This is a genomic window from Luteimonas sp. R10 (assembly GCF_045689605.1).
Lineage (GTDB): Bacteria > Pseudomonadota > Gammaproteobacteria > Xanthomonadales > Xanthomonadaceae > Luteimonas.
The window spans coordinates 4279947-4302905 of the sequence record NZ_CP141262.1 but is presented as its reverse complement, the minus strand read 5'-3'; the positions used below and the strand labels follow the sequence as shown (position 1 = coordinate 4302905).

The following is a 22959-nucleotide window of genomic DNA, read 5'->3' as shown; positions in this document are numbered from 1 at the left end:
GCGCGAGCATGATCGGGTCCGGACATGTCAGCGATAAGACGACGGGGCGGCCGGAGTGGCACCGCCTGCGGTCGATCGGACGCGCGCCGGACGCGTCGACTAACCGACTGTCCGCAACCGCATGTCGGCGCGATCGAGGGCGAAGCGCTGCGTGCGCGCGCGCGACCGCAGCGCCTCCGGCGTGTCGTAGAGCCGCGCGCGGCAGACGTCGTCGGGCAGCTCGTGGAAGGTCGCCTCCACCCGGGCGCCGTCGATCGACAGTACGCCGACGCCGTGGCGTTCGGTCTGTACGTAGCGCAGCGGGGCGAAGCCGTCGGCGAAAAGCCGTTCCAGCATCGCGACCATGCGCCTGCCGGCCGCGGCCTGTTCGCCGTCGCCTTCGCTGCTGCGCGCGAGGATGCCCTTGAGCGTCTCCGAGGACACCGCCGGTGCGGTGAACTCGACCGTGCCCGCGCTGTGCTGGGTGGCGAAGCCGGCATGGATGTCGCCCGAGAGCAGGATCACCCCGCCGGCGGGATCGAACAGGTCCGCCATCAGCCGTTCGCGCTCGACGGGGAAGCCGTCCCAGTGGTCGACGTTGAGATAGAAGCGGCGCCGCATCGACTCGGGCGCGGCGATCTCCGGCCGTGCCAGGTCCAGCACCAGCGAAGTGAAGGACACCGAACTGGCCACGACCTTGAAGCGCGCGTCGCTGCCGCGCAGGCGTTCTTCCAGCCACGCGCGCTGCGCAACCCCGTAGGCGCTGGGCATCCCGTCGAGCGCGCGCAGCGCGGCGAACAGGTCGTAGCCATCCTTCACCACCAGGTAGCGCGCGCCGAGCGAACCGAACAGCTGGGTCTTGCCCAGCGCCAGCCAGGGCAGGCCGCGGTCCAACCCTTCGGCCGGCGGTGGCGCGACCTGCGCCTCCGCGGGTGCGGCGGCGTTGTAGGCGGCCAGGAACCGCGCCAGTACGGGCAGCGCCATCGGGCCCGCTGTGGCGGCCGTTGCGCGCTCCCCGGCCGCCGCGGGCGCCTGCCCGGCGTCCCGGTAAGCCTGCGCGACGGCCAGGCGCGTCGCTTCCCGCAGCGCCCGGTGTTCCGGCGCGGCCAGGTCGACGTAGGGCACCAGCGACGGCGCCAGCGTGGCGTAATCCATGCCGAGCTTCGGCAGGCGCGCCTCCAGCGCGGCGCGGTCGTAGACCACGGCGCCGGGGAAGGCGTCCTCGGGAATGGGGTGGTCCGGGCGGGCGCTGCGGTAGTCGGTCAGCACCAGGTCCAGCGCGCGGCCGAAGCGCAGGCCGCGCCACAGCTGCGCGTTGGGGAACAACCCGCCGCGGTCGACCGGCAGCGGCGCCTGGCCGAAGTCCAGGTCGACCGGCATGTATTCGAAGTACGCCTGCTCGGCGTTGCGGCGGCGTTCGCGGTCGCGCTCGTCGGTGCTGCCGTCGCGGTAGGTGCCCACGTCCTGCCAGCAGTCGTCGGAGAACTCGTGGTCGTCCCAGATCGCGACCAGCGGCGCGCGTTCGAGCAGCGCCTGCAGCGCTTCGTCGCCGCGGAAGGTGCGGTACAGCTGGCGGTAGTTGGACAGGCTGCGCGCGGCCTGGAAACCGGCCCCCGCGTCGCCCAGTTCGATGGCGCCGGCACGGTCCTCGAACGCGATGGCGCGGTCGCCGCCACGGCTCTGGAACTGCGGATCGCCCACGGTCTCGTAGATGAAGTCGCCCAGGTGCAGGACGAAATCCAGCTCCTGTTCCAGCAGCGGCAACAGGCTGTTGTACCAGCGCCCGCCGTAGTCCTGGCAGCTGAGGAACGCGAACCGCAGCGGTACGTCCGCGTCCGCGGCGGGCGCGGTGCGGGTCCGCCCATGCGGCGAGGACAAGAAGCCGGCCCCATCGGCGATGAGGAAGCGGTAGTGGTACGTGCGCGCCGCCTCCAGCCCGTCGACGCGCAGCTTGATGCAGCCGTCGCTGTCGTCCGGCACGGCGATCTCGCGATCGAGCCGGAGCGCGGTGAACGCCGGGTCCTCGGCCACCTGCACGCGCAACGCGTGCGGCAGGCGTTCGGCCGCCACCCGGGTCCACAGCAGCACGCGGTCCGGGCGCGGATCGCCGGAGGCGACCGACTGCGGAAAATGCGGACGCGAGATGCGCACCGCATCGGCGGCCATCGCCGCGAGCACGCGACCGGCAGGCGTCACGGCGGCCGCGGCGGCGGTGACCGCAACGATCTCGAGGAAGCGGCGGCGATTCATCGTGTGCACGGGTGGTTCCGCGTTGCCGGAAAGCGCGCATTGATACGGCGTGCAGATGACCGTGCGTTGACATGGCCGCCGCCGCGTCACCGCGACGACGCGTCCATGTCATGCCGCTGCAACGCGGGCTGCCGAGGCTAGCGGGCTTTGGTTCGTCCTCGCCCGTCCGGGCACCACCTCAGGGGAAACACGCATGCCGCACCGCCGCCATCCGCTCGCGCTCGCCTTGCATCTCGGCCTCGTGGCCGCGGCGCTGCCGTACGCCGTCGCCGCGCAGGCCGTGCCCGGCGCGGACGCGTCGGAAGAGATCGCCTACCTGGACACGATGGTGGTCACCGCGCAGAAGCGCGAACAGCAGGTGAGCGAGGTGCCGATCGCGATCAGCGCGTACTCGGGCGAGTTCCTGCAGGACTACAACGTCCGCGAATTCTCCGATATCGGCCATCTGGTGCCGGGGCTGGTGGTGCAGGAGCAGAGCCCGAACAACCCCGGCTTCGTGATCCGCGGCATCACCTCCGACAGCGGCGAGGCGAACGTCGAGCCGCGGGTGTCGGTGTTCCAGGACGGCGTGTCGATCTCCAAGTCGCGCGGCTCGATCGTGCAGCCGTTCGACCTGGAGCGGGTGGAGGTGCTGCGCGGCCCGCAGGGCACGCTGTTCGGCCGCGGTGCGCAGATCGGCGCGGTGCACCTGATCCAGAACAAGGCGTTCAACGGCACCGAGGCCGGCTTCACCGTCGGTGCCGGCAACGAATCCGCCACCCTGTTCACCGGCTACGCCAACACGCCGTTGGTGGAGGACAAGCTGTACGGCCGCGTCGCCGTGTACCACGAAAAACGCGACGGTTTCGTCGACAACCTGTCGGGCGGCGACCTCAACGGCAAGGACACCCAGGCCATCCGCGCCAGCTTCCGCCTCGACCTGCGCGAGACCGATACCCTCGACCTGATCCTCAACTGGCAGAAGGACACGCCGCCCGGCACCGCCTTCCGCAGCGGTTCGATCCCGACCCGCACCGGCAGCCTGGACGTGCTCGACCGCACCGCCGACCTCAACCGCGGCGAAGCGCTCGGCCTGGACCGCACCGTGCGCGGCGCGACCCTGCTCGGCAACTTCGCGCTGGGCCCGGCGTGGTCGCTGACCACCATCACCGGCTGGCGCGACTTCGACTCCGCCGAGGAGTTCGACGCCGACGGTGCGCAGATCTACGCGCTGGAGTTCGCCGAGATCGCCGAGGGCCGCCAGCTCAGCCAGGAGTTCCGCTTCAACTACGACGGCGGCGGCCGCTTCACCGGCTTCGCCGGCGTGTCCTGGTTCCACGAGAACGGCAGCCAGCGCGTGCCGTTCCGCGCCGACGAACGCAGCTTCGTCACGCTGCCGGCGGTCGGCCTGGGCATCCCGCCGCTGCTGCCCGACGGCACCCCGAACACCACGGTCGACATGCTGCCGCTCGCGCCCGGCGTGGTGGTGCCGCTCAAGCCCTTCCACGAGGAGCAGTACGCCAACTTCGGCGAGACCGACGCCTGGGAGTTCTTCGCCGACGGCACCTTCGCCGCCACCGACCGGCTGAACCTCACCCTCGGCCTGCGCGGCACGCACGAGGACGTGACCGCGGGCTACCAGGCCGACTACTTCGGCGTGCCGAGCTATCTCGGCCTGGCCGGCCTGGGCGGCAGCCCCGATCCGGCCAATCCCACCAACATCCTGTTCGCGCCGACCGACGGCCGCCTCTCGCGCAGCGAGTCGTTCAGCAGCCTGGTCGGGCGCGCCGTGGCCGACTACCGCTTCGACGACGACCACAACGGCTACGTCTCGGTCTCGCGCGGGCGCCGGCCGAACGTGATCAACGTGGACGCGTTCTCGTCGGAAGTGATCGACGACGAGATCGTGTGGAGCTACGAGCTCGGCCTGAAGGGCGCCTTCGCGGACGGCCACCTGCTCTACGACCTGGCCGTGTTCCGCTACGACTACTCGAACTTCCAGACCACGGTGCGGGACGACGACACCCTGCTCTACGTGCCCGCCAACGGCGGCAACGCCACCGCCAACGGCGCCGAGCTGTCGCTGCTGTGGCGCGCCAGCCGCAACCTGTCCGCGTTCTTCAACTACGGCTACGTCGATGCGACCTTCGACGACACCGACGACGACGGCAATCCGCAGGAACTGGCCGGCAACCGTTTCCGCCTCACGTCCGAGCACAGCGCCTCGGCCGGGCTGGATGCCGGTTTCGACCTCGGCAACGGCGCGCGGCTGTACCTGCGGCCGAGCTGGAACTGGCGTTCGCAGGTGTATTTCGAGGACGACAACACGCCGGGGATCGAGCAGGGCGGCTATGCGCTGTACAACCTGCGCGCCGGCGTGCAGTTCGGCGACGGCCGCTGGGACGTGAGCGTGTACGGCAGCAACCTCGCCGACAAGGACTACCTGATCGACGCCGGCAATACCGGCCGCCTGTTCGGGACGCCCACCTTCATCCAAGGCTCGCCGCGGATGTACGGCGTGACGCTCAGCGGACGTTTCTGACCTGCCGGGAAGCGCCCTGGATCGCTTCGGCTCCCAGGGTGCACTTCCGGCGCCGCCGCTATTCGCGGATGCGCATGCCGCTCGCCCGCACCTGCACGCGGGCGAGGGAGTCGTGCGAGGTCATGTAGAGGGTGCGGCCGTCGTCGCCGAAGGCGCAGTTGGCCACCGCCGTGCCGGTCTCGATGCGGCCCAGGCGCTTGCCCGCAGGATTGAAGACGAGCACGCCGCCGGGGCCGGTGGCGAACAGCGTGCCGTCGGCGGCCACGGCCATGCCGTCCGGCAGGCCGGGGCTGTCCTCGCCGACGAGGTCCGAGGCGTCGGCGAACACGCGCCTGTCCCGCACCGCGCCCTCGGCATCGAGGGCGTACGCCATCCAGATCGGGCGTTCCGGGTCGGAGTTGGCGACGTACAGGGTGCGCTCGTCGGGCGAGAGGGCGATCCCGTTCGGGAAGCCGAGGCCGTCGTCCAGCAGGTGGACGGTGCCGTCGGGGTCGAGGCGGTAGACGCCGTTGAAGTCGAGTTCCTTGACCGGGGAGTCGTCCAGGCCCTTCAGGCCGTAGGGCGGGTCGGTGAAGAAGACGGTGCCGTCGCTGCGGCGGACGAGATCGTTGGGACTGTTGAGGCGCTTGCCTTCGAAATGCGTGGCGAGCGTGACCTTCCGCTTCGTCGCCGGGTCGAGGCGGGCGACGAGCCGGCTGCCCGAGTCCGCCAGCAGCACGGTGCCGGCGGGCTCGGGTTGCAGGCCGTTGGCGCCGGGCTCGCGCAACGCGTCGTCGGGCGGGCCGCCGTAGCCGGATGGGTCTAGGAAGAGCGAGAGGCCGTCGGCCTCCGACCAGCGGTACAGCTTGTTCTCCGGGACGTCGGTGAAGAGCAGATGGCCGCCGTCGCCGTCGGCATCGGGGATCCAGGCCGGGCCTTCGGCCCAGGTGAAGCCGTCGGCGAGTCGCTCGATACGGGCATCGGGGGCGACGATGGCGTGGAACGACGGGTCGAACGCGGTCAGGCGGCCGACCGTGGCGTCGGCGGGCGCCGGATCGGTCGGCGTTGCGCAGGCGGCGAGCAGGGTGATCACGGGGAGGATGAGACCAGGTTTGGCAAAAGGACGCATCTCGGACTTCCTTGGCGTGCGGGTGGACGTAGTGTGTGGGAGTAGAGCACGCGCCTGCGGCGCGTCCCCCATCCGCCTTCGGCACCCCGGATCGAGTCCCGGGGCAGGCTCTTCCCCCGCAGGCGGGGCAAGGGAAGATCAAGCGCTTCGTCTCGACTCCTCCTTCGCCTCCCTCGACTCTGCCCGCGCGTCCCGCGCGTCAGCGCTCGGCGGGCACGGCCAGGACGGCATCGAGCGCGCTCTTGGGTTGCCGCTCGCGATCGAAGAGGAGCGGGTAGTTGGTACGTTGCCCGATCGGGTAGTCGTTCTTCCAGCTCATGCCGTCGTGCACGCCCCACAGGGTGACGCGGTGGATCGCATCGCGCCGGTCGTGGAAGATGCGGAACAGTTCGGCATAGCGATCGGCCAGCCGCTGCTGCACCTCGGCCGGCAGGCCGTCGGCATAGGGGTCGAGGAAGCGCTCGAACTCGGGCAACTGGAACTGCGGGTGCAGCAGCCCGGTGCCGATGACCTGGCCTTCCTTCGTCAGCGGCAGCACGTCGACGTCGAGTTCGGTGATCATCACCTTGAGGCCGAGCGCGGCATAGGCGTCGATGGCGGCTTCGATGTGCTCGGTGCTCGGATAGTCCAGGCCCCAGTGGCCCTGGATGCCGACGCCGTCGATGCGGATGCCGGCGGCCTGCAGCCTCCGCACCATGCGCACGATGCCGTCGCGCTTGGCCGGGCGCCAGGCGTTGAAGTCGTTGTAGTAGAGCTCGGCGTCCGGGGCATGCCGCGCGGCGGCCTCGAACGCGGCGCGCACCACGGCGTCGCCGTCGCCGACGGTGCGGGTCCAGACCGTGTCGCGGTACGCGCCGTCCTCGCCGATGATCTCGTTCACCACGTCCCAGGCGTCCACGCGGCCGGCGTAGCGCCCGGCCACGGTGGCGATGAAGGCACGCATGCGTTCGAGCTGCGCCTCCGGGGCGTTCGGCCGGCCGGCATCGTCCTGGAAGAACCACTCCGGCGTCTGGTTGTGCCAGACCAGGGTGTGGCCGACCACGAACATGTCGTGCCGTTCGCCGAAGGCGACGAAGGCGTCGGCGGCGTCGAAGTCCCAGACGCCCGGCTCCGGGTGCAGCACTTCCGCCTTCATCACGTTCTCGGCGGTGATGGCGTTGAAGTGCTGCGGCACCAGGGCCTGCGACCTCGCGTCCTCGCCGGAGACGATGTCGGCGTTGACGGCCGTCCCCAGCAGGAAGCTGCCCGCGTAGGCGTCCTTCAGGGTCGCCCCGGCGGAGGGCGGGCCGTCGACGGAGCCGCCCGCCGGCGTGCCGGCCCGCGTGCAGCCGGCCAGCACAAGCACCGCCAGCAGCGCGAACGGCCATGGGCTCGCCGGGAGGCGTTTCGCTTTCATCGATCCTCCTTGTGGGACCTCGGTGGGTGCGGGGCGGGTAGCGAACGCTGCGCCATGTGGGAGCGACGGAAGTCGCGATGCCGCGAAGGGAAGGCCCCGTCGCGACTTCCGTCGCTCCCACAGGGGCGCGGTGCGCGGGTGTTGTCACCGGTCCGCCGGCGCCGATCAGGGCTCATAGCCGGTAGGCCCGTTTCGGCAGGCGGTAGGCGAGGTCGACCGCGACCTCGGCGGCCTCGTCCTCGGCCATGCGGTACTCGGCGACGAGCTTCGCCAGGAACGCGCAGTCGATCCGGCGGGCGACGTCGTGGCGCGCCGGGATCGACAGGAACGCGCGCGTGTCGTCGTTGAAGCCGACCGTGTTGTAGAAGCCGGCGCTGCTGAGCGTCTGTTCGCGAAAGCGCCACATGCCCTCGGGCGCATCGTGGAACCACCACGCCGGGCCCAGCAACAGGCAGGGATAGTGGCCGGCCAGCGGCGCGAGCTCGCGCGCGTAGGTGCTTTCGTCCAGGGTGAACAGGATCAGCCGGAAGCCCGCCGTGTTGCCGAAACGGTCCAGCAGCGGTTTGAGCGCGTGCACGTAATCGGTACGCAGCGGGATGTCGGCGCCCTTGTCGCGGCCGAAGCGCTCGAACAGGCCGCGGTTGTGGTTGCGGAAGCAGCCGGGATGGATCTGCATCACCAGGCCGTCGTCCACGCTCATCGCCGCCATCTCGGTCAGCATCTGGCCGCGGAAGGTCTCGGTGTCGGCGGCGCTGAAGCGCCCGCGCACGATCCGCTCGAACAGCGCCCGCGCCTCGCCCGGCGCCAGGTCGGCGGTGGCGCAGCTGGGGTGGCCGTGGTCGGTCGAGGTCGCGCCCATCCGCGCGAAGAAGGCGCGGCGCTGGCGGTGCGCGCGCAGGTAGCCGTCCCAGTCGTGCACGTCCTCGCCCGTGAGCTCGCCAAAGCGGCGCAGCGCGTCGGGGAACTGCTCGTGCTCGGGATCGATCACCGGATCGGGCCGGTAGGCGGTGACGACGCGGCCGCCCCATCCGCTGTTGCGGATCGCCTGGTGGTGTTCGAGTGTGTCCAGCGGCGATTCGGTGGTGGCGATGACGTCGATGTTGAAGCGCTCGAACAGTGCGCGCGGCAGGAACTCTGGCTTTTGCAGCACGTCGGTGATGGTGTCGTAGTAGAGGTCGGACGTGGATGCGTCCAGGCGCATCCGCAGGCCGAACACGTCGTGGAAGACGTGGTTCAGCCACAGCGACGATGGCGTGCCGCGGAACAGGTGGAAGTGGCGCGCGAACACGCGCCAGGCCTCGCGCGGGTCGAACGTCGCACGCGAGCCGTCGGCACGCGGAATGCCCAGCGCGTCCAGCGGCACGCCCTGGCTGTACAGCATGCGGAACACGTAGTGGTCGGGTACCAGCAACAGCTCGGTCGCGTTGGCGAACGGCGCATCGGTGGCCCACCACGCTGGGTCGGTGTGGCCATGCGGGCTGACGATAGGCAGCGCGCCGACCTGCGCGTAGAGGCGGCGGGCGATCGCGCGCTGCACTGGATCGGCGGCGAACAACCGGTCTTCGTGCAGGGACAGCGGTTTCGGTGCGGCGTTCATTGCGTGGGGGACTCTCTTGCGATTGCGTGTGTGGGTCAGCGGCGCGGGCTTTCCGGCGCGCCGAGGTAGCCCGTGTTCGCCTGGCCGCGGACAACCTCGACGCGCTGGAAGACTACGCCCGGATCGATGCGCCACAGTTTCAGGGTCTGCGCGCCGGCGCCGGCGGCGTGGCGGGAAATCGCAATATGCACGCGATCGGAAACGGCCTTGCTCCACGCGATCTTTTCCGGCGTGTCCGCACCGGTAGGGGCGGGTTCCAGCTTCATGCGGACGATCTGCGGGGCTTCGTCGCCGATGGAAACGCCGAAGCGCAGACCATCGCCGCCGCGGAAGTCCAGGGTCGGCGACAGGGTGACACGCACTTCGACTTCGCCTGCGTCGCGCAGCCAAAGGGGATATTCCAGGCGCGGACCGTCCGCCTCCAACGCCGATTCCCGCGCCGTCTGCGGCCACGAGGTCACCCCGGAGAGCGTGCGGCCCAGGTTCGGAATCGTGATCCATTCGATGCCGTCGCCACCGACGGCGCGGGCGTGGTGCTCGGCTTCGATCGCGACCACGCCGTTGCATTCGACGAAGCCGCGCGCGTCTGCGGGAATGTCGCAGGCCGGCGTGGCCGGGGTGGCGGGCTGCTTCGGCTTCGCATTCGCTGGCACGCGCACCGTGGCCGGCAGCACATTGCGTTCCGGCTGTTGCCAGCTGGTGTAACCGATGCGGGTCTGCGACATCATCCACGGCCATTTGCCGCCGGCGATGTCCTGTTCGTAAATACGCTGCAGTTCGGCGTCGCGTTCGAAGCGCCGCTCGACCTCGTCGGCCCAATGGTTGGCCGAGGCCAGCCCCTGCGCGGCGTCGCGGTGGTTCTTCGCTTGCGCGATGTACATCGAGTTCAGGTTGGCCAGGGCCAGCACGGGGTATTCGAGCAACTGGAAGAAGGCGTCGTGCGCCTCGGCGGGCAGTTCGCGTTTCACCGCTTCCACGCGCGCGATCAGGGCGCTCCATTCGGCCTCGACGCGATCGGCCTCGCCGCTGGCCAGGTCCCAGGTGTCGGCATCGGTCAGTTCCGGCGTGCGCCGCGCGCTGTACTGGGTGTAGCGGGTCAACAGGTCGCCGATCTCCTGCGCGTGTTGCGCGCCGAACTGCTCGGCGGCCCAGCGCGCCGGATACGCGGTCATCGCGTCCAGCGTCATCGCCTCGGGGTTCCACGCCTGGTCGAGGAAGAACGAGATCGGGAACTCCATCGGCTTGATGTCGCCGACGTTGACCACCCATAGCTGATGCGCGCCGTACGCATGGGCCATGTTCATCTGTTCCCACGTGCGCTCGATCTGGGTGACGTTGAGCCACTTGTAGTTGCGCGTGGTGCCAACGTAATCGAAGTGGTAATACACCCCGTAGCCGCCGGCGCGTGGCTTGTCGCCAAGCTTCGGCAGACGGCGGGTATTGCCCCAGTTGTCGTCGGCGAACAGCAGGGTCACGTCGTCGGGCACCTGCATGCCCTGGTCGTAGTAGTCCTGCACTTCCTTGTACAGCGCCCAGACCTGCGGCGTCTGTTCCGCCGGCTTGCCGGTGACGTCGGCGATGATTTTGCGCTGATCGGTCACGATGGTTTCCAGCAGCGAAATCGCGGTGCCTTCGCTCATCGCCTCGTCGCCGTCGCCGCGCATGCCGATGGTGACCACGTTTTCGTTGTCGCCCATCCGTTCGATGCCGTCGCGCCAGAACGCGCGCAGGTTCTCGGCGTTCTTCGTGTAGTCCCACGGGCCCTTGCCGTGACGCTCCCACTCGACATGGGCGCGCGTCATCGGCTCGTGGTGGCTGGTGCCCAGCACCACGCCCATCTCGTCGGCCAACTCCGGGCTGCGTGGATCGTCGTCGTAGATCGCGCGGCCCCACATCGCCGGCCACAGGAAATTGCCCTTCTGGCGCAGGATCAGCTCGAATACGTGTTCGTAGAACTTGTGGTTCGGACCGCCGAACTTCGCCTTCATCCAGCCGCCGAGCGCGGGATCCTCGTCGTTGATGAAGATGCCCCGGTACTTCACCGCCGGCGCGTCGACGAAACGACCCGGCGCGACGTGCAGCGCAGCGCGCTTCGGCACCGGCACGTCCGCCCACCAGTGCCAGGGCGACACGCCGATGCGCCGCGACAGCTCGTAGACGCCGAAGATGGTGCCGCGCTTGTCGGCGCCGGCGATCAGCAGGGCGCGGTCGATGCCCGGTTCGGGCTTGTCGACCACCTGCAACAAGTAGGCTTCCCACTCGCCCTGCACGCCGCGGGTGTCGATGCGCTTGTTGCGCACGATGCGGTCGACGCGCGCGCTCTTGCCCAGGGTGCCGACGATGATCGCGGTCCTGCCGCGCGCATTGCCGGTGGAGAGCGCAGGCTGAGCGCCGGACACCGCGGCCAGGTCGCCCTTCAGTTCGCGCACCGCGCGCAGTATGCCGGCGAAGTCGTTCGCGTCGGCAAGGATCTGCGCGGGCCGGCCGTTCTCGATCAGCGGCATTGCGCCGGGCTGCGCGGTTTCGCACACGGCGGCCGGTTGCACGCAATCGGTGGCGTACGCGGGCAGGGCAACGAACAGGACGACTGCCGCGACGAAGCCTTTGATACTTCCCCCTTTGAAAAAGGGGGATCGAGGGGGATTTGCTTTTCGACAAGCCAAAGCAAATCTCCCCGTCGCCTTCGGCGCCGGCCCCTTTTGGCAAAGGGCGCGGATGGAAGCGAGCAGGTTCATTTCGCCACCCCCGTCACACCGCGGATGTAGCGGCGCAGCCATTCCAGAGCCGGCCGCTCGCTGCCGTCCTCGCGCACCAGGTAGGCGCCCTCCTCCTCGCGCCACAGCCCCGGCCGGAAGCCCCACAGGGTGACGCCCTGCACCGAGGGGTGCTCCCAGAACACCGGGAACACGCGCTGGTAATCGCGCAGCTGCGTCTCGTCGTCGGGACCGTCGATGTCGAACTCGGTGACGTAGATCGGTAGGCCGGTCGCGCCTAGGGCATCGAGGTTTTCGCGGTGCACCGACATCGGTGTTTCTGTGGTGGTGGCGAAGGCGTGTCCCTGCACGCCGATGGCGTCGATCAACTGCTCGCGCTGCAGCAGTTCAATGATCTCCAGGTAGCGCCGGGTGGCCTCGGGGTCGTTGGTCACGCTGTACTCGTTGATCATCAGGTGGGCGTCGGGAAAATGCGCGCGCGCCATGCGGAACGCCTCGCGGATCCAGTCCCAGCCGCTCTCCCCGGTGCCGCCGAGCGCCTCGATGTAGTGGCCGCCGCCCTCGTCGTCCTGGCTCGGCGGGTCGTTCAGCGGCTCGTTGACCACCTCCACGAAATCGATGTCCGGATAGCGCGCCGCCACCGCGGCGAACCATTCCTCGATCTCGGCGCGCTGCTCCTCCGGCGGCAGTGCCTCGATCCATTCCGGTTGCTGGTTGCCCCAGACCATCACGTGCATCTGGAACGGCAGGCCATTGTCCTCGGCGGTGCGGTAGGCGGCATCCAGCTCAGTCCAGTCCATGACGTCGCGCTCGGCCTCGACCTCGCCCCACTTGCCGCCGTTCTCCGGCGTCACCTTGTTCCAGTAGCGCAGGAAGTCCCGCTCCTGCGGCGGGCTGTGCGCGCTGCCCAGGAACTTCGCATGCCCTGCCGCGATCGCGGTGCTGGCGGGCGCTTCCGCCTCCGCTGCCGCCGGCGGATCCTGCGTGCCGCAGCCGGCGAGCAAGAGCGCAAGCGCGATCGGCATCGCGAGCAGACGGGCCGGGTTCTTCTTCATCGCTGCCTACCTCCGGGTGTGGATGCCGTAAACGTTGTCCGTGCCGCGTGTAGGAGCGCACCGCAGGGGCGCGACCGGGCGCGGCCGCGCGTATCCGACTGCGCGGTCGCGCCCCCGTGGTGCGCTCCTACGGCAGGCATCGGAATCAAGGGCCCGCCGCCGGTTGGTCCGCCAGGCGCGCCGGTTCCAGGCGCGGCGCCAGCAGATGGATGACCAGCAGTGCGCTCAGGTAGGCGCAGCCTGCCATGACGAACATCGCCGCATAGCTGCCGGTGTGCTGCTTCAGCCAGCCGGCGCCGAGATTGATGCAGAAGCCGCCCATCGCGCCGGCGAACCCGCCGATGCCCACCACCGAGCCGACCGCGGTGCGCGGGAACATGTCGGACGTGAGCGTGAAGAGGTTGGCCGAAAACCCCTGGTGCGCAGCGGCGGCCAGGCCGATGAGCCACACCGCGACCCACTGGCCCTCCACATGCGGCGCGAACACGACGGGCAGGATGCACAGCGCGCAGGCGAACATCGCGGTCTTGCGCGCGGCGTTGGCGCTCCAGCCGCGCTTCATCAGCGCCGAGCTCAGCCAGCCGCCGCCCACCGAGCCGACGTCGGCCAGCAGGAACACCGTGACCATCGGCAGCCCGATGGTCCGCAGGTCCACGCCGAAGCGGTCGGCCATGAACAGCGGGAACCAGAACAGGTAGAACCACCAGATCGAGTCGGTGAGGAACTTGCCCACGGCGAACGCCCAGGTCTGGCGGAACCGCAGCAGCCGCGCCCACCGCATTCTCCCCGGCGGGTCGGGCGGGTCGCTTTCGATGTGCGCGAGCTCGGCCCTGGACACCTTCGGGTGCTGCGCCGGGCGGCGGTAGACCGGCCACCAGAACAGGATCCAGACCAGGCCGGCGAGACCGGTGGCGACGAACGCCGTCCGCCATCCCCAGGTCAGGGCGAGCCAAGGCACGACCAGCGGGGCGACGATGGCGCCGACGTTGGAGCCGGCGTTGAAGATGCCGGTGGCGAGCGCCCGTTCCTTCTTCGGGAACCACTCGGCGACGGTCTTGACCGCGGCCGGGAAGTTGCCCGACTCGCCCAGCCCCAGCGTGAAGCGCGCGAGGCTGAACCCCGCCACCGACTTCACCAGAGCGTGCCCCGCTGCAGCCAGCGACCACACGGTGAGGTACACGGTGTAGCCGATCCGCGTGCCGACGCGGTCGATGAACCAGCCGGCGACGAGGAACCCGATCGCGTAGGCCAGGGTGAACGAAGCGCTGATGACGCCGTAGTCCTGGTCGCTCCAGCCGAGCTCGGCGCGGAGCGTGGGCGCGAGCACGCCGAGCACGGCGCGGTCCACGTAGTTGATGGTCGTGGCGAAGAACAGCAGCGCGCAGATGACCCAGCGGTAGCGGCTGACCATGGCGGTCGGCGCCGATGCGCCGGTGGCGTGCGCGCTGCTCATGACCGGCCTGGCGCCGGCAGCGCGGCGGCGCGCGTGCACGCGGCGCCAACGTGCAGGACGCGATGCGGATCGTTGCCGTGCAACGCGCCGCGCGGGTGTCGACCGGTTCGCTTCATCGCCGTTTTCTCCCCTGCCCAGGCGGTGCCGCCATGATGGTAGCGCTATCAGTAGCACAGGCGGCGCCGGGGTGGCTACCGACCCATGGCAGGCCGCAAAACCCCGGATGCGCTCTGCAGATGCTGCTGCAGTGCAGCGAAAACCGAGGGAGAGCGGGTCGGACCGTCATGCTGCTACGCAGCGTGCGGGCGATTGATGGTAGCGCTACCATCGCCGCCGTCGGTCCGGGCCGACGCACGCCAGCGGCATCCGGATCCGTCGGGAAACAGCCAATCGGCGCGCATGCGACGGCAGATCGCGGGTCGCCGAGCCACCAGAAACGGGAGGGGAGTACGGTGCAAATCCATATCGCAAGAACGACGCTGTCGCATGCCTTGAGCCTGGCTTTGCTGGGCATGGCCAGCGGCCCGCTTTTCGCACAGGCGCAAGCGCAGCAGGACGCACAGGCGCAGCCACAGGAGGCGCAGGCGCAGACCGAAGGCCAGACGCCGCCGCCGGCAACGGCGGCGAATGCCGAAGCCGAACGCGTCACCGAGTTCGATTCGGTCATGGTGACCGGATACCGCCGCAGCCTGCAGTTCTCGACCGAGGCCAAGCGCGATTCCACCGGCTTCACCGACTCGATCTTCGCCGAGGACATCGGCAAGTTCCCCGACCTCAACATCGCCGAGTCGCTCAACCGCGTACCGGGCATCCAGATGTCCCGGGACGTCAACGGCGAAGGCCTCAACATCGGCATCCGCGGCCTGCCCAACAGCTTCACCCGCACGGTGATCAACGGCGCGCCGGTCGCGACCGCCTCCATCGGCCTGGACGCGCAGAACCAGAACCGCGAGGTCGACCTCAACCTGTTCCCCACCGAGTTCTTCACCCAGCTCACGGTGCACAAGACGCCGATGGCGAGCCTGCTGGAGGGCGGCGCGGCCGGCGTGGTCGACATGCGCAGCGCGCGGCCCTTCGACAACCCGGGCGAGCACTTCACCTATCAGTTGCAGGGCGAGTACAACGACATCAGCGACAAGATCAGCCCGCGCGGGTCGGTGACCGGCAGCTGGACCAACGAGGAAGGCACCTTCGGCGCGCTGGTCGGCGTCTCGTCGTCGCGCGGCAGAATCGGCGTCGAGGGCTTCGAGACCATCGGCTGGACCAACCCCGGCCTCAACTACGTGCAGTGCGGCATCGACGCGCCCGACGGCGTCGATCCCGTCTCGGTGCGGCCTCCGGAATGCAACCGCGGCGGCGGCGGCGGCTGGCTGATCCCGAACACCGTTCCCGACAATGCGGCCACGATCGCCGCCGGCCTCACCCCGGGCCAGGTGGTCGACCGCGACCTGCTGCTGTCGCTGAACCCGGGCCTGACCATCGACCAGATCAGCGAGGCGCTGATGCCGCGACTGGGCCGCCCGGTGCACATGTCGGGCGATCGCGACCGCGATGCATTCCTGGGCTCGTTCGAGTGGCGGCCCAACGACAGCATGCATTTCTACGTCGACACGCTGTACTCGAAGGCGCACCGCACCAACGACCGCCTGGACGTGAACCTGGTCGGCCGCGTGTTCGGCCCTTCGGGGCTGCTGCCGATGGACATGCAGGTCGACGAGAACGGCGTGGTCACCGAGGCCACCTTCACCAACGCGCAGTTCTTCCTCGAGGCGCGCCCGTACATCGAGGACGTGCAGTACTGGAGCATCAATCCCGGCGCCACGTTCTGGTTCGGCCGCGACGACCTGCTCAAGCTCGACGTGCGGGCCAACGCCAGCCGCAGCTGGATGTTCCGCGAGTCGCCGACCATCCTGGTCAACACGCCCCACACCAACATCGACTACGTCAACACCGGTGATCTCCCCGCATGGGACACCGACCTCGACCTGAACGATCCGAACCTGGGCTGGACCTGGGCCGGCGGCCGCGTCAACGTGCAGAACGAGAAGCGCGTGACCGAGGTCGGCGGCGGGCGTGCCGACCTCCAGTTCGGCGAGGACGGCCGCAACGTGAAGGTGGGCGTGGCCTACGACAAGTTCTCCCGCCGCATCCAGGGCTTCGACAACAGCACGGCCTGGCAGGAGCACGTGCTGGCGACGATCTCCGACGCCGACCTGGCCTCGTACCTGACCCCGGGGCCGCACGGCTTCATCAGCGTCGACTTCGACCGCTTCAAGAACGACACCGACTACTACCGCTACCGCGACGAGGCGCCGGAGTCGGCCGGCCCCAACACCGGCGGTTCCACCGGCGGCATCAAGGAGAAGACCCTCGGCGCCTACGTCGAGATCAACGGCGAGGCCGACGTGTGGGAGCGGCCGATGCGCTTCAACGCCGGCGTGCGTTACGTCAGCACCGACCAGGAGGTCAGCGGCCCGGTCACCATCGGCGGGGTGCGGCAGTGGCAGGTCCTGGAGGGCGACTACGACGAATGGCTGCCGTCCTTCAGCGCCGCCTGGGACGTGGCCGAGGACGTGGTGCTGCGGCTGTCGGGGTCGCGCACGATGACCCGGCCGAATCCCAGCTTCATGCTGCCCAATACCACCTTCACCGACCAGTCGGCGCTCAACGCCAGCCAGGGCAATCCCAACCTGACGCCCTACGTCTCCACCAACTTCGACATCGGCGGCGAGTGGTACACCGGCGGCGAGGGCTTCGTCGGCGTCACCTTCTTCAACAAGCGCGTCGAAGGCTACACCTACCAGGGCATCAACACGATCCCGTTCTCGCAGCTGGGAATCCTGTTCGACGACCTGACCGAGGGCCAGCAGGGCGCGATCATGGCCCGCGGCGGCCCCGACGCGGCCACCGTCAACGTGCAGCAGCAGGTCAATGCCGACGGTTCGCTCGACCTGCGCGGCTACGAACTGATCTGGGTGCAACCGCTCGACTTCATGCTCGAGGGCTTCGGCTTCATGGCCAACCACACCAAGCTCAAGCTCGAGCCCGAGGGCCAGGACGCCGACCGGTTGGCCGGCAACGTCTTCGGCGTCGCCCCGAAGCTTTGGAACGGCACCGTGTACTGGGAGAACGACATCGCCTCGGTCCGCCTGTCCTACAGCTGGGCCGACGACCTGGACGCCACCGGTCCCAACCAGCAGGGCATCCCGTACGCCCAGCTCAAGGGCGAGGCGCGCGGCCAGTTCGACCTGTCGGCGAGCTACACGCTGCAGAACGTCTGGTCCTCGCCGCAGATCACCCTCAACGTGATCAACATCACCGGCGAGGAACGACGCTCGAACTTCCATTGGCCCAACGCCGTCAACGACTACTACGACCCGGGTCGCACGATCCTGCTGGGCGTTCGGGGAACGTTCTGACCCGCGCCCGCGCCGTTGCCCTGCCGCTGTCCGTCCCGCGCTCCCCAGGGGCGGGGCGGGCAGTGGGCAGGATGCCGGCATCCCCTTCGCGGGGGATGCCGGATGCGGGCACCGGCTTCGAACGTCCGGTCGCACCGCGCCCGCGCAGGACAGCTGTCCGGTCCCCGTAACATCGACGCGTCGCCGCCATGGCGGCGAATCCGCATCACCGAGCCCCCAACATGGATAGTGCGTTGCAGAAACTCACGGTCACGGAAAAGGTCGGTTACAGCCTGGGCGACCTGGCCGCCAACCTGATCTTCCAGACGCTGGTCACCTTCCTGGCGTTCTTCTACACCGACGTCTACCGCATCCCGGCCGGGACGGCGGCCACGATCATCTTCGTGGTCGGCCTGCTCGGCGCATTCGCGTTCACGCCGCTGGTCGGCCTGCTCGCCGACCGTACCCGCACCCGCTGGGGCAAGTTCCGGCCCTGGATCCTGTGGACCTCCGTTCCCTTCGGGGTGCTGTCGCTGCTGGCGTTCAGCACGCCGGACCTGGGCATGCAGGGCAAGATCGTCTACGCCCTGGCGACCTACACCCTGCTGGTCCTGGTGTACTCGGCCAATAACCTGCCTTATTCCGCGCTGAGCGGCGTGCTGACCGGCAACATGGCCCAGCGCAACAGCCTGTCGGCCTACCGCTTCGTGGCGGTGATGATCGCGCAGTTCATCATCCAGGTGCTGCTGCTGCCGCTGGTGCTGATCCTGGGCGACGGCGACAAGGTGCAGGGATTCCAGAACGCCATCGCCCTGTTCGCCGTGGTCGGCACGGCGTTCTTCCTGATCACCTTCTTCACCACCCGGGAACGGGTCGTGCCCACGCCGGAGCAGAGCGGCGGCGTGCTGCAGGACCTGGCCGACCTGGCCGGCAACCGGCCGTGGCGGGTGATGCTGGCGCTCACCATCCTGGTGTTCGTCAACCTGGCCCTCAAGGGCGGGATGTACGTCTACTACTTCCAGTACTACCTGAGCGACGCCGCGCTGGCGGAATTCCTCGGCGGCATCGGGTTCACCGGCTTCATCGACGGCCTGAACGCGGTGCTGACCGACGCGGGGATGGCGGGATTCCAGTGGCCGCGGGATACGTCCACCTCGGCCTTCAGCCTGTTCAACGCCGGCGGCATCATCTTCATGATCGTCGGCATCGGCTTTTCGCGGCCGCTGGCCGACCGGTTCGGCAAGCGCGACGTCTTCAGGGGCGCGCTGTTCGTCTCCACGCTGTTCCTGCTGACGTTCTACCTGTATCCGCCGACGGCCGTCTGGCTGGTGTTCGCCTCGTACATCCTGCACGGCTTCAGCTACGGGATCACCATTCCGCTGCTCTGGGCGATGATCGCCGACGTGGCGGACTACTCGGAGTGGAAGAACCACCGCCGCGCCACCGCGATCGTCTTCTCGGCGATGCTGATCGGGCTGAAGATCGGACTGAGCGTCGGCGGCGCGCTGGTGGCGGGCATTCTCGCCTTCTACGGCTACGACGCCGCCGGAGCGGCGCAATCGCCGCAGGTGGTCCACGGCATCCGCCTCGCGGTCAGCGTGTACTGCTCGATCCCCTTCCTGCTGGGCGTCGCCCTGCTGTTCTTCTACGAGATCGACAAGCCCATGGAATCGCGCATCGAGCGCGAACTCGGCGCGCGCAGGCCGCAGGGCGGGATGGCCACCTGATCGCTCGAAACCACTTTGGACAAGGATCCCCGATGACCGATGAATCGGCGCCCGTCGATCTGCAGGCGCTGGCCGACACGGCCATTTCACAACCGCTGGTGACCCACATCTACATCGCCGATCCGTCGGCGCGCGTGTTCGAGGGCAGGATCTACGTCTATTCCTCCCACGACATCGATGCGGGCGCCGCCTTCAACGACGACGGCAGCCACTTCGGCATGGAGGACTACCACGTGCTGCGCATGGACTCGCCCGAGGGCGCGGCCATGGATTGCGGCGTCGCGCTGCACGTGAAGGACGTGCCCTGGGCCGAGCGGCAGATGTGGGCGCCGGATGCGGCCTGCAAGGACGGCAGGTACTACTTCTATTTTCCCGCCAAGGATGCCGACGGCATTTTCCGCATCGGCGTGGCCGTGGGCGACCGGCCCGACGGTCCGTTCACGGCCGAACCCGAGCCCATCGAGGGCGGCTACTCCATCGACCCGGCCGTCTTCGCCGACGACGACGGCGCCCACTACATGTACTTCGGCGGGATCTGGGGCGGGCAGCTGCAGAAGTACCGCGACAACGTCTACGACGCGGCCTTCGACGAGCCGGCCGACGACCAGCCCGCACTGGGGCCGCGCGTGGCGCGCCTGGACGATGGCATGAAGCGCCTCGGCGAGGCGTCGCGCGAAATCCTGATCCTCGACGAGGCCGGCCGGCCGCTGCTGGCCGGCGACCACGAGCGCCGCTACTTCGAGGGACCGTGGGTGCACAAGCACGGGGGCGGCTACTACCTGTCGTACTCGACCGGCGACACCCATTTCCTGTGCTATGCCGTGGGCGACAATCCCTACGGCCCGTTCACCTATCGCGGGAAGGTCATGACCCCGGTGGTCGGCTGGACCACCCACCACTCCATCTGCGAGTTCGAGGGCAGGTCGTACCTCTTCTACCACGACGCCCTGCTTTCCGGCGGCGTGACCCACCTGCGCTCGGTCAAGGTCACGGAACTGCACTACGACGACGAAGGCGGGATCGTGACCATCCATCCCTACGGCGCCTGATCTTCGCTTTCGCCGCGGTCGCTGGCGGGCCGGAGCAGCCTGCAGGGTGCCGATGGGGTCCGGCCGATGACGGCCGCAGGGCGTTCCCTGCGCCGGGAGCGATCCGTCAGCCGGCTTCCGGCAGGTGCACGACTTCCCACAGATGGCCGTCCGGATCCTGGAAGTAGCCGGCGTAGCCGCCGTAGAACGTCTTGCCGGCCGGCTTGACGATCACGGCGCCCGCGCGCGCCGCCTGCGCCATCGCCGCGTCCACCTCCGCGTCCGACGCCACGTTGTGGCCGATGGTGAAGTTGCCGGGCTGGTGCCGGTGCAGCGGCAGTCCGGTGTCGCGGGCGATGCTCGCGTGCGGCCACAGCGCCAGTCTCAGGCCCTCCTGCAGATCGAAGAACACGACCGCGCCGTGCTCGAACTCCTGGCCGATGATGCCTTCGGTCTCGAAGCCGAGCCCGTCGCGATAGAAGGCGAGCGAGCGCTCCAGGCTGGAGACGCCGAGCGTAAGGACGGTGATGCTGGGTTTCATGCGGGTTCTCCATGCGGATGAATGCGGAGCGCCGGTTCTTCCGACGGCAAGCAAGCTTGCGCCGCATCGCCGCTCCGGTCCATGCCGGCCGCGATCGTCGCCGTTGCGGCCGTTCGGGCGACGCGAAGCCCGTCGGTGTATATCGCTATTCGCTCACGGCCGCGGCCGGCGCGAAGCTGGTGCGCCGGCGTTCGATGATGCGCTCGCGCGCGATGCGCCCCTCGACCAGTTCATAGCCGAGCAGGGCGAATACGCGCTCGCCGATGAAGATCGGGCGCGCGTTGCCGTACCAGTCGACGCAGCTGGCGCGGCAGCCGTCGTCGACGGCGCGGTCGGCGTCGGCGACGAGCTGCCCCATCGGCGCGAGCCGCAGGTCGCGGTTGCGCAGGTAGAGCACCGACGCCGACTCGTGGAGGTAGCGCTGCATCGAATTGCTGCGGCGCTGCGCCACGATCGGCAGTCCGGCGATGCCGCGATCGGCGGATTCCGCGCGATAGAAGAAGCCATGCGTGCGACTCTCGCCCTGCGCTGCGTCCGCCTGCACGTAGACCATGCCGGTCGCTGCTTGCCGGCCGAGCCGCACGCTGGTGAAGTGCAGGTCGCCGCCGGCGCTGCCGACCAGGAGCGCATCGCGGCCGAGGGCTTCGATGCGTTCGGCGCCATGCCCGATCCGGAGCGACTGCACGGCGTCGTTGGCGGCGTAGCGCACGGCGTATGCGGTGGTGCCGGGATTGGCGTCGGTATCCGATGTCCGGCGCCAGCGGTACGGCGCGGCGCCGTACAGCAGCCAGTCGCCGACGAAGCGGTTCTGCATGGCGCCGTCGGCGGTGCCGGGCAGGCTGCGGTAGGCGCTGGCGGGGGCGGCGCCGCGGCCGTCGCCGAAGCTCGACAGCGGCACCCGCAGCAGCGCCAGGCCGCCGGCGCTCGACTCGTCGCCCCACATGCCTTCGCCGGCGCCCGCGGCGGACAGCAGCACGTTGAGATGGTCGTCGGCATCGTGCAGGAACGACAGCTGGTCGATCGGGGCGCCGCGGGCCTTGAGCGCGGTGGGCGCGGCATCGTCCAGCGGGATGCGGAACACCGACGAAGCGTTGGCCTCGCCGGCGCCGGGTGCGGTGGTCCAGACGAACACCGAGTCGGCGGAGACGTAGAACACGCGTCCGCTCGGCCCCAGGACCGCGCTCGAGCTGCAGTCGAGCCTCGGCGCGGACAGGTCGCAGCGGGTCACGGTGTGCAGCGCGAGGCTGGTCTCGAACGGATCGAGTCCGTCGTCGGCCCGGTAGATGCGCGTGGCCGGCAGGATGCGCCGGAACTCGGCGGGCGGCGCGTCCGGGCGCCAGCGCCGCAGTCCCGGTCCGAATTCCCGCCGCGCCAGGCTCCAGGCGTTCAGCGGCATCGGCGTGTAGAACACCAAGGTCTGGCCGATCAGCCGGCTGGCGTAGTTGCGCGCCGAGTAGTAGTCGCTGCTGCGCAGGTGATAGGTGTCGCGATAGCGCAGCGCGCCGCTGCCGGCGATGTCGAACAGCACCAGCTCGGTCCCGCCGCGCGCGTAGCTGTAGCCGACCACGACGACGGTGTCGCCGCCGACGAGCATCTCGTCGTACCAGGCGCCGCCGGGATCGGTGCCGGGACCGAAGGCGTCCACGGTCGACACCGGTTGCAGCCGGTCGTCGCCGATCCTGACCGTGAACAGCCGGCCGCGGCGCAGCACCACCAGGTGCTCGCCGTGGCGCTTGACGATGCCGCCTTCGTCGACGCCCGCGGTCTGCACGTTGGTGATCGACTCGCCGGCGCCGGCGGCCCGCCCTGCGGTCGTGGTGACGGCGTCGAGCAGCGCGGGCGCGGCGGCTTCGCTGGCGACCGGGGAGGGGGACGGGGGAACCGCGCCCGACGCGAGCAACGTCTTCTGCCGCTGGCGCTGGGCGTCCGCGCGCCGCGTCCAGCGCGCCAGCAGTCGCTCGAGCTCGGCCTCGCTCCGGAATGCCTGCAAGGTGCGGCCGGTGGCGGGCGTGGCCTCCATCTCGCCATCGTGGGCCGGCTCCGGCGACGCCGGCACGGCGCCGGACGCGGCGCCCAGGCAAAGCATCGACGCCAATAGCGATCGCAACCCCATGGCATGCTCCTTGTTCGGGGCCCGGCGGCGGCGCCGGGCGGCTGGTGGTACAGGGACATACGGGGCAGCGGCGCGAATG

The 22959-nt window shown here is 69.5% G+C and carries 13 protein-coding genes; 4 read left to right on the top strand and 9 right to left on the bottom strand.

Going from position 1 to position 22959, the window contains the following annotated elements:
* Positions 1 to 99: 99 nt before the first annotated feature.
* Complete coding sequence (locus U3649_RS18850) at positions 100 to 2229, bottom strand: alkaline phosphatase D family protein (protein WP_407354662.1); 2130 nt, start codon at positions 2227 to 2229, stop codon at positions 100 to 102.
* A gap of 193 nt (positions 2230 to 2422) precedes the next feature.
* Here U3649_RS18850 and U3649_RS18845 point away from each other — a divergent pair, with 193 nt between their 5' ends.
* A complete protein-coding gene (locus U3649_RS18845; RefSeq protein ID WP_407352816.1) occupies positions 2423 to 4750 on the top strand; it encodes a TonB-dependent receptor in 2328 nt (775 codons plus the stop codon).
* A gap of 58 nt (positions 4751 to 4808) precedes the next feature.
* Here the strand turns inward: U3649_RS18845 and U3649_RS18840 are convergent, their stop codons facing one another.
* The 6 genes from U3649_RS18840 to U3649_RS18815 all read right to left on the bottom strand — a co-directional run bounded on the left by U3649_RS18840 (position 4809) and on the right by U3649_RS18815 (position 14073).
* Positions 4809 to 5858: an SMP-30/gluconolactonase/LRE family protein gene (locus U3649_RS18840; RefSeq protein ID WP_407352815.1), complete on the bottom strand. Its 1050-nt coding sequence runs from the start codon at positions 5856 to 5858 to the stop codon at positions 4809 to 4811.
* A 199-nt stretch (positions 5859 to 6057) separates the two neighbouring features.
* On the bottom strand, positions 6058 to 7254 hold the full coding sequence (locus tag U3649_RS18835) for an endo-1,4-beta-xylanase (protein ID WP_407352814.1): 1197 nt from the start codon (positions 7252 to 7254) through the stop codon (positions 6058 to 6060).
* A 172-nt stretch (positions 7255 to 7426) separates the two neighbouring features.
* Positions 7427 to 8851, bottom strand: a complete 1425-nt coding sequence (gene uxaC, locus U3649_RS18830; protein WP_407352813.1) for a glucuronate isomerase — start codon at positions 8849 to 8851, stop codon at positions 7427 to 7429.
* A 35-nt stretch (positions 8852 to 8886) separates the two neighbouring features.
* A complete protein-coding gene (locus U3649_RS18825; RefSeq protein WP_407352812.1) occupies positions 8887 to 11586 on the bottom strand; it encodes a glycosyl hydrolase 115 family protein in 2700 nt (899 codons plus the stop codon).
* Positions 11583 to 12590 (bottom strand): endo-1,4-beta-xylanase, encoded by a 1008-nt coding sequence (locus U3649_RS18820; protein ID WP_407354661.1) that lies wholly within the window; start codon positions 12588 to 12590, stop codon positions 11583 to 11585. Before U3649_RS18820 ends, U3649_RS18825 begins: the two co-directional genes overlap by 4 nt.
* A 175-nt stretch (positions 12591 to 12765) precedes the next feature.
* On the bottom strand, positions 12766 to 14073 hold the full coding sequence (locus tag U3649_RS18815; RefSeq protein WP_407352811.1) for an MFS transporter: 1308 nt from the start codon (positions 14071 to 14073) through the stop codon (positions 12766 to 12768).
* Positions 14074 to 14525: 452 nt separating this feature from the next.
* Here U3649_RS18815 and U3649_RS18810 point away from each other — a divergent pair, with 452 nt between their 5' ends.
* From U3649_RS18810 to U3649_RS18800, 3 genes are all read left to right on the top strand, one after another.
* The gene (locus tag U3649_RS18810) at positions 14526 to 17492 is read left to right on the top strand and encodes a TonB-dependent receptor (protein ID WP_407352810.1); all 2967 of its coding nucleotides are present in this window, start codon (positions 14526 to 14528) and stop codon (positions 17490 to 17492) included.
* A 221-nt stretch (positions 17493 to 17713) separates the two neighbouring features.
* The gene (locus tag U3649_RS18805; RefSeq protein ID WP_407352809.1) at positions 17714 to 19198 is read left to right on the top strand and encodes an MFS transporter; all 1485 of its coding nucleotides are present in this window, start codon (positions 17714 to 17716) and stop codon (positions 19196 to 19198) included.
* A 32-nt stretch (positions 19199 to 19230) separates the two neighbouring features.
* Positions 19231 to 20247 (top strand): glycoside hydrolase family 43 protein, encoded by a 1017-nt coding sequence (locus U3649_RS18800; protein ID WP_407352808.1) that lies wholly within the window; start codon positions 19231 to 19233, stop codon positions 20245 to 20247.
* Positions 20248 to 20353: 106 nt separating this feature from the next.
* Here U3649_RS18800 and U3649_RS18795 read toward each other — a convergent pair whose 3' ends face one another.
* Positions 20354 to 20767, bottom strand: coding sequence for a VOC family protein (locus U3649_RS18795; protein ID WP_407352807.1), 414 nt, complete (start codon positions 20765 to 20767; stop codon positions 20354 to 20356).
* Between the two features lie 145 nt (positions 20768 to 20912).
* Complete coding sequence (locus tag U3649_RS18790; RefSeq protein WP_407352806.1) at positions 20913 to 22880, bottom strand: beta-propeller domain-containing protein; 1968 nt, start codon at positions 22878 to 22880, stop codon at positions 20913 to 20915.
* Between the last annotated feature and the right edge of the window lie 79 nt (positions 22881 to 22959).

What these genes read in the sequence shown, in the direction of transcription:
- U3649_RS18850 (WP_407354662.1), bottom strand. Translation starts at nt 2,229, where the DNA reads ATGAATCGCCGCCGCTTCCTCGAGATCGTTGCGGTCACCGCCGCCGCG.
- U3649_RS18845 (WP_407352816.1), top strand. Translation starts at nt 2,423, where the DNA reads ATGCCGCACCGCCGCCATCCGCTCGCGCTCGCCTTGCATCTCGGCCTC.
- U3649_RS18840 (WP_407352815.1), bottom strand. Translation starts at nt 5,858, where the DNA reads ATGCGTCCTTTTGCCAAACCTGGTCTCATCCTCCCCGTGATCACCCTG.
- U3649_RS18835 (WP_407352814.1), bottom strand. Translation starts at nt 7,254, where the DNA reads ATGAAAGCGAAACGCCTCCCGGCGAGCCCATGGCCGTTCGCGCTGCTG.
- uxaC (WP_407352813.1), bottom strand. Translation starts at nt 8,851, where the DNA reads ATGAACGCCGCACCGAAACCGCTGTCCCTGCACGAAGACCGGTTGTTC.
- U3649_RS18825 (WP_407352812.1), bottom strand. Translation starts at nt 11,586, where the DNA reads ATGAACCTGCTCGCTTCCATCCGCGCCCTTTGCCAAAAGGGGCCGGCG.
- U3649_RS18820 (WP_407354661.1), bottom strand. Translation starts at nt 12,590, where the DNA reads ATGCCGATCGCGCTTGCGCTCTTGCTCGCCGGCTGCGGCACGCAGGAT.
- U3649_RS18815 (WP_407352811.1), bottom strand. Translation starts at nt 14,073, where the DNA reads ATGAGCAGCGCGCACGCCACCGGCGCATCGGCGCCGACCGCCATGGTC.
- U3649_RS18805 (WP_407352809.1), top strand. Translation starts at nt 17,714, where the DNA reads ATGGATAGTGCGTTGCAGAAACTCACGGTCACGGAAAAGGTCGGTTAC.
- U3649_RS18800 (WP_407352808.1), top strand. Translation starts at nt 19,231, where the DNA reads ATGACCGATGAATCGGCGCCCGTCGATCTGCAGGCGCTGGCCGACACG.
- U3649_RS18795 (WP_407352807.1), bottom strand. Translation starts at nt 20,767, where the DNA reads ATGAAACCCAGCATCACCGTCCTTACGCTCGGCGTCTCCAGCCTGGAG.
- U3649_RS18790 (WP_407352806.1), bottom strand. Translation starts at nt 22,880, where the DNA reads ATGGGGTTGCGATCGCTATTGGCGTCGATGCTTTGCCTGGGCGCCGCG.